The sequence below is a fragment of the Sutterella megalosphaeroides genome (genome assembly GCF_003609995.1).
Lineage (GTDB): Bacteria > Pseudomonadota > Gammaproteobacteria > Burkholderiales > Burkholderiaceae_F > Sutterella > Sutterella megalosphaeroides.
The window spans coordinates 364,532-375,000 of sequence record NZ_AP018786.1 but is presented as its reverse complement, the minus strand read 5'-3'; the positions used below and the strand labels follow the sequence as shown (position 1 = coordinate 375,000).

Sequence of the window (10,469 nt, the reverse complement as noted above, 5' to 3'; positions counted from 1 at the left end):
TCGCCAGAGTACCTTTTATCCGTTGAGCGATGACCCTTCCATACAGAGCCACCGGATCACTATGACCTACTTTCGTATCTGCTCGACTTGTCGGTCTCGCAGTCAAGCACGCTTTTGCCATTGCACTATCAGCACGATTTCCGACCGTACCTAGCGTACCTTCGCACTCCTCCGTTACCCTTTAGGAGGAGACCGCCCCAGTCAAACTGCCTACCATGCACGGTCCCCGATCAGGATGACTGACCTAGGTTAGAACCTCAAACAAATCAGGGCGGTATTTCAAGGACGACTCCGCGAGAACTGGCGTCCTCGCTTCACAGTCTCCCGCCTATCCTACACAGATCGGTTCAAAGTCCAATGCAAAGCTACAGTAAAGGTTCATGGGGTCTTTCCGTCTAGCCGCGGGGAGATTGCATCATCACAAACACTTCAACTTCACTGAGTCTCAGGAGGAGACAGTGTGGCCATCGTTATGCCATTCGTGCAGGTCGGAACTTGCCCGACAAGGAATTTCGCTACCTTAGGACCGTTATAGTTACGGCCGCCGTTTACTGGGACTTCGATCAGGAGCTTGCACCCCATCAATTAATCTTCCAGCACCGGGCAGGCATCACACCCTATACGTCGACTTTCGTCTTTGCAGAGTGCTGTGTTTTTAGTAAACAGTCGCAGCCACCGATTCTCTGAGACCTCTTCACGCTCCGGGTGTTTCTCCCTTCACGCTACCAAGGCACACCTTATCCCGAAGTTACGGTGTCAATTTGCCGAGTTCCTTCTCCTGAGTTCTCTCAAGCGCCTGAGCATATTCAGCTCGCCCACCAGTGTCGGTTTGCGGTACGGTCCCGCCAAGCTGGAGCTTAGAGGCTTTTCCTGGAAGCACATCCAATCACTTCGGTTCCGTAGAACCTCGATCCTTCGCCTCGGAAATTCGTCGACGGATTTGCCTGTCGACTTCCTACGCTCGGAAACCGGGACTTCCAACACCCGGATGATCTTCAATACTCCGTCCCCCCTTCGCACTTGGCGGCGGTCAAGGAATATTAACCTTGTTCCCATCAGCTACGCTTCTCAGCCTCGCCTTAGGGGCCGACTCACCCTGCTCCGATGAACGTAGAGCAGGAAACCTTGGGCTTACGGCGAGCGGGCTTTTCACCCGCTTTAACGTTACTCATGTCAGCATTCGCACTTCCGATACCTCCAGCAACCTTTGCAAGTCACCTTCGCAGGCTTACGGAACGCTCCCCTACCACGCACATTGCTGTGCATCCGCGGCTTCGGTTATTGACTTAGCCCCGTTACATCTTCCGCGCAGGAAGACTCGATCAGTGAGCTATTACGCTTTCTTTGAAGGATGGCTGCTTCTAAGCCAACTTCCTGACTGTCTTAGCCTTCCCACTTCGTTTTCCACTTAGTCAATATTAGGGACCTTAGCCGGCGGTCTGGGTTGTTTCCCTTTTGAGTCCGGACGTTAGCACCCGGTGCTCTGTCTCCCGTGCTCAAACTTCCAAGTATTCGGAGTTTGCCATGGTTTGGTAAGACGCCATGTCCCCCTAGCCATAACAGTGCTCTACCCCCTGGAGTCATACACGAGGCACTACCTCAATAGTTTTCGGGGAGAACCAGCTATCTCCAGATTTGTTTAGCCTTTCACCCCTATCCACAGCTCATCCGCTAATTTTGCAACACTAGTCGGTTCGGTCCTCCAGTGTGTGTTACCACACCTTCAACCTGGCCATGGATAGATCATCTGGTTTCGGGTCTACGCCCAACGACTGAATCGCTCTGTTCGAACTCGCTTTCGCTGCGCCTCCCCTATACGGTTAAGCTTGCCATTGAACGTAAGTCGCTGACCCATTATGCAAAAGGTACGCAGTCACCCCTTACGAGGCTCCTACTGTTTGTATGTATGCGGTTTCAGGATCTATTTCACTCCCCTCCCGGGGTTCTTTTTACCTTTCCTTCACAGTACTGGTTCACTATCGGTCGATCACGAGTATTTAGCCTTGGAGGATGGTCCCCCCGTCTTCAGACAGGATGTCACGTGTCCCGCCTTACTTGTCGTGTTCTTAGTACCATGACTGCGATTTCCCGTACGGGGCTGTCACCCTCTATAGCCGAACTTTCCAGATCGTTCCGGTATCGAAGTCATTATCAAACACAGGGCTTCTCCGATTTCGCTCGCCGCTACTTTCGGAATCTCGGTTGATTTCTTTTCCTGCGGTTACTTAGATGTTTCAGTTCACCGCGTTCGCCTTCATAACCTATGTATTCAGTTATGAATACCTGTAAAACAGGTGAGTTTCCTCATTCGGAGACCTGTGGATCAAAGCTTATTTGCCAGCTCCCCACAGCTTTTCGCAGGCTGTCACGTCCTTCATCGCCTGTGATCGCCAAGGCATCCACCACATACACTTAGTCACTTGATCCTATAACTCTGAAGCCTTTTGCCTTCAAAGCTACAAGCAACCTGTAACGTGTTTCGCTGTTTCTCTGATTTATGTCGGTTCTTGAGAACTTCATGAAATCAAATGAATGCAATCACAACCCTCAACTGCTGCATCTCCGACCCTCTCATCAAGAGCCGGCGCATTCAGTTGAACGCTTCATTTCTTTTCCAAATTTTTAAAGAACATTCCTGTCTTCGAAAATCATTTCAACGACACGGATAAGTGTGAACACCGTGAAGAGCGGCAGGCCGTTCGGACTTGCTCTCTTTAAAGGAGGTGATCCAGCCGCACCTTCCGGTACGGCTACCTTGTTACGACTTCACCCCAGTCATGAAGCCCACCGTGGACGCCGTCCTCCTTGCGGTTAAACAAACGTCTTCTGGTGAACCCCACTCCCATGGTGTGACGGGCGGTGTGTACAAGACCCGGGAACGTATTCACCGCGGCATGCTGATCCGCGATTACTAGCGATTCCGACTTCATGCAGTCGAGTTGCAGACTGCAATCCGGACTACGATCGGTTTTCTGGGATTTGCTCCGCCTCGCGGCTTCGCTGCCCTCTGTTCCGACCATTGTATGACGTGTGAGGCCCTAGCCATAAGGGCCATGAGGACTTGACGTCATCCCCACCTTCCTCCGGTTTGTCACCGGCAGTCTCACTAGAGTGCCCTTTCGTAGCAACTAGTGACAAGGGTTGCGCTCGTTGCGGGACTTAACCCAACATCTCACGACACGAGCTGACGACAGCCATGCAGCACCTGTGTCCAGATTCCCTTGCGGGCACTCCCAAATCTCTTCGGGATTCCTGGCATGTCAAGGCTAGGTAAGGTTTTTCGCGTTGCATCGAATTAATCCACATCATCCACCGCTTGTGCGGGTCCCCGTCAATTCCTTTGAGTTTTAATCTTGCGACCGTACTCCCCAGGCGGTCTACTTCACGCGTTAGCTTCGTTACCAAGGAAATGAATCCCCAACAACCAGTAGACATCGTTTAGGGCGTGGACTACCAGGGTATCTAATCCTGTTTGCTCCCCACGCTTTCGTGCATGAGCGTCAGTCGTATCCCAGGGGGCTGCCTTCGCCATTGGTGTTCTTCCAAATATCTACGCATTTCACTGCTACACTTGGAATTCCACCCCCCTCTGATAAACTCCAGTCCCGCAGTCATAAATGCAATTCCCAGGTTAAGCCCGGGGATTTCACATCTATCTTACGGAACCGCCTGCGCACGCTTTACGCCCAGTAATTCCGATTAACGCTTGCACCCTACGTATTACCGCGGCTGCTGGCACGTAGTTAGCCGGTGCTTATTCTTCAGGTACCGTCAGCAGTTCCGGGTATTAACCGAAACCTTTTCGTCCCTGACAAAAGCAGTTTACAATCCGAAGACCTTCATCCTGCACGCGGCATGGCTGGATCAGGGTTTCCCCCATTGTCCAAAATTCCCCACTGCTGCCTCCCGTAGGAGTCTGGGCCGTGTCTCAGTCCCAGTGTGGCTGGTCGTCCTCTCAGACCAGCTACCGATCGTCGCCTTGGTGAGCCTTTACCTCACCAACCAGCTAATCGGGCATCGGCCGCTCCCCTTGCGCGAGGTCTTGCGATCCCCCGCTTTCACCCTCAGGTCTCATGCGGTATTAGCAACCCTTTCGGGTTGTTATCCCCCACAAGAGGACACGTTCCGATGTATTACTCACCCGTGCGCCACTCGCCACCCGGGAGCAAGCTCCCCGTGCTGCCGTTCGACTTGCATGTGTAAAGCATGCCGCCAGCGTTCAATCTGAGCCAGGATCAAACTCTTCAGTTCAATCTCTGTTTTTCGCTCTCTCGCCGGAATTGAAAGAGGAAGGAATTAACCTTCGTCTTTCTATCAGACAAGTGCGAACTTCGTAAAATTTTTGAGCCGTGCCCGTGAGGACACGTTGTCGTTAAACGACCTCTCGCTTTCCGATGTTCACACTTATCGGTTCGTTGAATCTAATTTTTAAAGAGCACTGCGCTTCGTGAAGCACAGAGTTGAAATCATACAGAGTCGATTTCGTTTTGTCAAGAGCGATTTTGAAAATTTTTCGAAGTTTTTTCGTTCTCGTTCTTGCTTCCCTCTCAAAGTCCGCCGCTCGAAGCGTCGTCGTTCGCGAGAGGAAGTAAATTATACGCAGATTTTTTGCGTTGTCAAGAACTTTTTTGAGCCCCGTGCGGCGTATCCTTTTTCCATTGCATTTTTGTTCCGGGCCCCGCCCACTCACGACATGCTCGATTACGTCATCCGTCCCCTCCCCGAAGCCCGTCTCTTCCGCGTCGAGCTCGCGCTCGACGCGCCGAAGGCCGAAACCCTCACGCTCTACCTTCCCTCGTGGACCTTCGGCAGCTACGTCGAACGCGCCTACTCGGGGCGGGTGCGCAACGTCACCGCCTCGTGCGAAGGGGCGCCGCTCGTCGTCGACTGGTACGAAGCCGATCGCTGGCGCGTCTCGTTGGCGGGCATCGAGCCGGGGAACCGCATCACGCTCGCCTACGACGTCTTTGCCGACAGCCTCGGCATCCACGACGCCTACATCGACGAAAAGCGCGGCTTCATCAATCCGAGCGCGCTCTTCATCATGCCGCTCGACGGAGCGGCCGAGTCCCCGAACGACGACTGGGCTCGGGTGAGCTTCCCCGACGAGTGGTCCGTCTGCACGACGCTTGCGCGCCGCCCCGATCGTGCGTTCGGCGCCCCCTCGCGCGAAGCGCTCCTCGACGCCCCCATGACGCTTCTTCCCTTGAAGCGCTCCGAAGCCGTGCGCTTTCTCGTCGACGCCTGCGGCGTCGAACACGAGATCGTCGTCACGGGGACCGCGTCCCTCAACACGAAGCGCATCGCGAAGGACTTGCGAACGATCTTCGAAACCGTGATCCGCTTCTGGGACCCGAACGAAGAAAAGGCGCCTTTCTCCCGCTACGTCGTTCACCTGCACCTCTCGCCGAAGAGTTACGGCGGTCTGGAGCACGCCGACGGGTGCGTGCTGCTCGAAGACCTCTACGCGCTTCCCGCCGAAGGCGAAACCGAGCCCCCGAAGGCCTATTCGGAATTTCTCTCCCTCGTTGCCCACGAATACTTCCACGCCTGGCTCGTTCGCAGGCTGCGCCCGACCGTCATCGTCGAGGCCGACCTCACGCGTCCCGTCTATACGGACGACCTGTGGATTTTCGAAGGGATCACCTCCTATTACGAGAGCCGCCTTCTGGAACTTGCGGGCCTGCGTACGGCGGAGGAAACCCGCAAAGCGCTCGTCACCCGCCTCAACGCGGCCTGGGGTCGGGAGGGGTTCGACGCGATGTCGCTCGAGCGTTCGAGTCGCCTCGCCTGGGTGAAGCTCTACCGCCCCACGGCCGATTCGCTCTACAGCACGGTGAGCTACTACGCGAAGGGCGCCTTTGCGGCGCTCCTTCTCGACGAGGAACTGCGCACCCGCACCTGCGGGCGCGCTTCGCTCGACACGGTGCTTGCGGCCTGGTGGGCGAGGGACCGCGCGAGCCTTGCGAACGGCACCTACCGGGGCCTTGCGCCGGGGGGCTTCGCGGAAGTCGTTCGGGGCGCCTCCGGGATCGACTTGACGGCCTTCATCGCGAGCCTCACCCGTGAGGAGGGCGACCGCGCCCTCTGGGGCGAGCGGCTCGATGCGGCGCTCGCGCGCCGGGGCTTGAAGCGCCGAGCCGACCCGTCGGCGCCCGCCGCGCTGCGGCTGGCGGGGCTCGGCCTCAAAAAGGAAGCGGACGGACGCAGCACGGTGACGTGGAGCGCTCTTGGGAGTCCCTCGCGCGCCGCGGGGCTCTTCCCGGGGGACGAACTTCTCGCCGTCGACGGGCTGCGCTGCCGTCCGGACGAAATCGACCGCCAGTTCGAACGCGCAACGGGGCGCAAGGTCGTCCTTCACTGGTTCCGGGAGAACCGGATCTTTGAGGGCGTCCTCGACCTCACTCGAACGGACACCGCCTGGCAGGCGCTCCTTCCCTTCGAACTCGCAGACCTGCACGCCGAATCCTGACTTCGGGTTCGGTCGGGATCGGAGAGACCCTCCCCCGGGGAGGGGGAGGGGAGAGGGGGTACCCTCTCCATCAGAAGAGCGTCGGTTCGGCGGCTCCGCCCCAGGCGACGGGGGGCTTACCCCAGGCCGTGAGGAGGGCGTTCGCTTGCGCGAAGTGGCCGTTTCCGAGAAAGGGCGTGCGGCCGCGCGTCGCCGAAAGGGGCGAGGGGTGGTTCGAGACGAGCACCGCGTGGCGGCTTTCGTCGATGAGCGGGCGCTTTTCCTGGGCGGGCGCACCCCAGAGGAGAAAGACCGCGTGGTCGCACCCCTCCGAAACGCGTCGGATCAGCTGATCGGTCAGGGGCTCCCAGAGCCCCCGATGGCTCATCGGGCGCCCTTCTTCGACGGTCAAGAGCGTGTTGAGAAGGAGCACCCCCGATTCGGCCCAGTCGACGAGCGACGTGTCGCCGCGCGGCGCCGCGCCCGTTTCGGCGGCGATTTCCTTGAAGATGTTCCGTAGCGACGGCGGCATCCGCTCGCCCGTCGGGACCGAGAAGGCAAGCCCCTCGGCTTTCCCCGGCGTGTGGTAGGGGTCCTGCCCCAGAATCACCGCCCGCACGGAGGCAAGCGGCGTCAATTCGAGCGCCCGAAAGGGGCGCGGAGGAAAGACGGAGACGTCTGCTGCGGCAACGCGTTCTCGAAGTTCTTCGCCCCGGGGCGACGCCATGTAGGCGTCGATCGTCTCGCGCCAGGCGGCGTCGACGCGCTCGGTACTCCAGTCGGGTCGTCGCAGGTCGCTCATCGGGCGGCTCCGAGGTAGTGATTTTCCAGCACGTCCGTGTGCATGCGGTAGTAGCCGATTCGACAGGCGAGTTCGGCGTTTTCTTCCTTCGTGCGGTTCCCCTTCGTCGTGAGCGCCACGAAGGCGCACTCGCGCTTCACGAACGTCTCGAAGCTTTGCGACGAGCGCAGGAACGCGTCCCAACGGCGACGCGTTTTGGTGGGCTTGTCCCAGGCCTTGGCAACGACGGTCACGCGCTCGACCGCATCCTTGTGTTCGGCTTCGACGAACTTCAGTTCGCGCTCGAGGCACCGCCCTTTCTGGTCGTCCGTTTTCGCCTTCGCGTGGCAGGCGAGGATCGTTTCGATCGTGTCGGCGGAAGCGCCCTTGTTGTCGGCGGCGGCCGCAACGGGCGCCGCACCGCCGAGACCCAAAAGCAGCGCGCACACCGCGGGAAGCACGCCCGCGGCGGAGAAAAACGGACGCGTCATTGCCGGTCCTCCTTCAACAACCGTTCGACGAGCGCCGCCACGTCGGCGTCGACTTCGTCGAAGCCGTTCTCGGCGGCCCAGGTCTTCATCGGCACGCCTTCGTTGTAGCCGCATTCAAGAAGACACACCCGAACGCCCGCGCGGCGTCCCGCGAGCGCGTCGTTGGCGCTGTCGCCGACCATGACCGCCTCCTCGGGCGCGACGCCGAGCTGCTTCAGAGCGGCCCGAAGCATGTCGGGTTCGGGCTTCAGGCGTTCGACGTCGCTTCCCGTCAGGACCGCGTCGAACGCGTCCGCGAGACCGCGCGACGCAAGGAACGCTTCCGTCAGGGGACGAATCTTGTTCGTGACGAGCGCCGTGCGGATCCCCGCACGACGCAGCGCCCGTACGCCCTCGAAGGCGCCCGGAAAGGGCCGCACCCGCTCGCCCGTCATCGCGCACCAGTTTGCGGAGAGTCGCTCGACGATCGTCGTCGCGTCGACCCCGGCGGGGAGGGCCTCCCCCTCCCGCCACCAGGCGGCAAGGCGCTCGCCGAGAACTTTGATGCCTTTCCCGATCATGCGCGCCGTGACGGAAGGGTCGGGCTCGCGCAGGCCGAGTTCGCGCGCCGTGCGCGCGACCCCCTCGTGGAGCTCCGGAAGCGAATCGACGAGCGTGCCGTCGAGGTCGAAAAGTACCGCTTCGGGCATCGTACGACCTCAGGCGTCGAGCGCGGCCACGGCCGCACGCATTCGGGCGATGACGTCGCGATAGCCGTCGATATGCCCCGCGCCGAACACGGCCGAGCCCGCCACGAACGTATCGACCCCCGCGGCGGCCGCGGCGGCGATGTTCTCGGGCTTGATGCCGCCGTCGATTTCAAGCGCGATCCGACGACCCGATTCCGCTTCGTACCGATCGAGCATCTCCTTCACGCGGGCGGCCTTTTCGAGGGTCGACGAGATAAAGCTCTGGCCGCCGAAGCCCGGATTGACGCTCATCAGAAGGACCACGTCGACGCGATCGAGCACGTAGTCGAGGTAGGAAAGAGGCGTGGCGGGATTGAAGACGAGGCCCGCCTTGGCGCCGCCGTCGCGGATCAGCTGAAGCGTACGGTCGATGTGCCGAGACGCTTCGCAGTGGAACGTGATGATGTCGGCACCCGCCTTGATGAAGGCGGGCACGAGCGCGTCGACGGGCTCGACCATCAGGTGCACGTCGATCGGCGCCGTCGTCCACGGACGGATGGCCTTGAGCACCTGGGGCCCCACGGTGAGGTTGGGCACGTAGTGATTGTCCATCACGTCGAAATGAATCCAGTCCGCGCCCGCTTCCGTTACGGCGCGAACCTCTTCGCCGAGACGGGCGAAATCCGCGGAAAGGATGGACGGGGCGATGCGGCAGGTACGCATGAGGAACTCCTCGAAAAAACCGGTTGTTGGGTGCGGCTCAGTATACTCGGAGGGGACCTTTCGGACGATTCCGCACTTCGTCTTCGTCGACGAAACGCTAGACTTCCCCCACCGACGCGACGCAATCCGCACGCGTCACGAACTCAATCCGCAGACATTTTCCGATGACTTTGAAACCGCTTCGATGGAGCGCGCTCGCGCTCCTTACGCTCCTTGCCGCCTGTTCGACGACGCCTCCGGAGCCGACCGAGCCCGCCGCGCCCGTCAAAAAAGCGTCGGGCCCCGTCTATGAGGCCGTGTCCTTCTCGGCCCTGCCCGCTTCGGAAAAGAAGGACTGGGAGAGCGCCCTCGAAGCCTTCCGCCTCTCCTGCACGTCGATCGGCAAGCGCGACGCGTGGCGCGACGTTTGCCTGCGGGCGCAAACCGTTCGGCCGGGACTCGCTCGGGAATTCTTCGAGGCGAACTTCACGCCCTGGAAGGTCGAAGTGGCGAAGTACGAAAACAACGAAGAGGTCGGGCGCCAGGAGGCGGGCCTCATGACCGGGTACTTCGAGCCGCTCCTTTTCGGAAGCCGCGTGCGCCAGGCTCCCTTCGTGCATCCGATTTACGGCGTGCCCGACGACCTTCTCGTGATCGACCTCGCGGACCTCTACCCCGAACTCAAGGGGATGCGCCTTCGCGGCAAGCTTGAAGGCCGCCGCGTCGTTCCCTACGACACCCGCGGCGTCATTCAAAAGCGCACCGACCTCGATCGGTGGGCGATCGCCTGGGTCGACGATCCCGTTGCGGCCTTTTTCCTCCAGGTGCAGGGGTCGGGCCGGATTCTTCTGCCCGACGGCACCTACATGCGCGTGGGCTTTGCCGACCAGAACGGCTACCGCTACCGCTCGATCGGCAGGTGGCTTGTCGAGAAGGGCCACCTGAAACCGCACGAACTCTCGATGCAGCGCATCCAGGCCTGGGCGAAAGAGAATCCCAAGCGCGTCGCCGAGGCGCTCGCCCAAAACCCGAGCTACGTCTTTTTCGAAGAGCGCAACGGCGACCCGAACCTCGGGCCCACGGGCGCTCAGGGCGTCCCGCTCACCCCGCGCGCAAGCGTCGCGGTCGACCCGAAATTCTGGACGCTCGGCACGCCCGCCGTCGTGAGCGTGAGTCAGGAAAAGCCCGATCTTCGCTTCGTGAAACCCGTCGTCGCTCAGGATACGGGGGGTGCGATCCGCGGTCCGATTCGCTTCGACTTCTTCTGGGGATTCGGCGACGATGCGGGTGCCGCGGCGGGGCGCCAAAAGAGTCGCGTCGAAGCCTGGATGCTCGTGCCGAACGGGCTCGAACCCCGGGATCTTCGCCGCTGACGA

The 10,469-nt window shown here is 60.2% G+C and carries 6 protein-coding genes and 2 rRNA genes (1 of these 8 cut by a window edge); 2 read left to right on the top strand and 6 right to left on the bottom strand.

The window, feature by feature from the left end:
• Positions 1-2,426, bottom strand: a 23S ribosomal RNA gene (locus S6FBBBH3_RS01835) (it extends 455 nt beyond the left edge of the window).
• Between the two features lie 290 nt (positions 2,427-2,716).
• Positions 2,717-4,251: ribosomal RNA gene (locus tag S6FBBBH3_RS01830) — 16S ribosomal RNA — on the bottom strand.
• Together the 16S and 23S rRNA genes form the textbook arrangement of a ribosomal RNA operon.
• Before the next feature lie 442 nt (positions 4,252-4,693).
• Here S6FBBBH3_RS01830 and S6FBBBH3_RS01825 point away from each other — a divergent pair.
• Positions 4,694-6,472, top strand: a complete 1,779-nt coding sequence (locus tag S6FBBBH3_RS01825) for a M61 family metallopeptidase (protein ID WP_120176166.1) — start codon at positions 4,694-4,696, stop codon at positions 6,470-6,472.
• Positions 6,473-6,542: 70 nt separating this feature from the next.
• Here the strand turns inward: S6FBBBH3_RS01825 and S6FBBBH3_RS01820 are convergent, their stop codons facing one another.
• From S6FBBBH3_RS01820 to rpe, 4 genes are read right to left on the bottom strand one after another with little or no spacing between them, the layout of a single operon-like run.
• Positions 6,543-7,253, bottom strand: a complete 711-nt coding sequence (locus S6FBBBH3_RS01820) for a uracil-DNA glycosylase (RefSeq protein WP_120176165.1) — start codon at positions 7,251-7,253, stop codon at positions 6,543-6,545.
• Entirely contained in the window at positions 7,250-7,723 is a 474-nt protein-coding gene (locus tag S6FBBBH3_RS01815) for a lysozyme inhibitor LprI family protein (RefSeq protein ID WP_120176164.1), read from the bottom strand. Before S6FBBBH3_RS01815 ends, S6FBBBH3_RS01820 begins: the two co-directional genes overlap by 4 nt.
• The gene (locus S6FBBBH3_RS01810; RefSeq protein ID WP_120176163.1) at positions 7,720-8,412 is read right to left on the bottom strand and encodes an HAD family hydrolase; all 693 of its coding nucleotides are present in this window, start codon (positions 8,410-8,412) and stop codon (positions 7,720-7,722) included. The genes S6FBBBH3_RS01815 and S6FBBBH3_RS01810 overlap by 4 nt, the downstream gene beginning before the upstream one ends.
• Positions 8,413-8,421: 9 nt before the next feature.
• Positions 8,422-9,114, bottom strand: coding sequence for a ribulose-phosphate 3-epimerase (gene rpe, locus S6FBBBH3_RS01805; RefSeq protein ID WP_120176162.1), 693 nt, complete (start codon positions 9,112-9,114; stop codon positions 8,422-8,424).
• Between the two features lie 164 nt (positions 9,115-9,278).
• Here rpe and mltA point away from each other — a divergent pair, with 164 nt between their 5' ends.
• Positions 9,279-10,466 (top strand): murein transglycosylase A, encoded by a 1,188-nt coding sequence (gene mltA, locus S6FBBBH3_RS01800; protein ID WP_120176161.1) that lies wholly within the window; start codon positions 9,279-9,281, stop codon positions 10,464-10,466.
• The last annotated feature ends 3 nt before the right edge of the window (positions 10,467-10,469 follow it).

Coding starts and splice junctions, on each gene's coding strand:
- S6FBBBH3_RS01810 (WP_120176163.1), bottom strand. CDS start 8,412: ATGCCCGAAGCGGTACTTTTCGACCTCGACGGCACGCTCGTCGATTCG.
- mltA (WP_120176161.1), top strand. CDS start 9,279: ATGACTTTGAAACCGCTTCGATGGAGCGCGCTCGCGCTCCTTACGCTC.
- S6FBBBH3_RS01815 (WP_120176164.1), bottom strand. CDS start 7,723: ATGACGCGTCCGTTTTTCTCCGCCGCGGGCGTGCTTCCCGCGGTGTGC.
- S6FBBBH3_RS01825 (WP_120176166.1), top strand. CDS start 4,694: ATGCTCGATTACGTCATCCGTCCCCTCCCCGAAGCCCGTCTCTTCCGC.
- rpe (WP_120176162.1), bottom strand. CDS start 9,114: ATGCGTACCTGCCGCATCGCCCCGTCCATCCTTTCCGCGGATTTCGCC.
- S6FBBBH3_RS01820 (WP_120176165.1), bottom strand. CDS start 7,253: ATGAGCGACCTGCGACGACCCGACTGGAGTACCGAGCGCGTCGACGCC.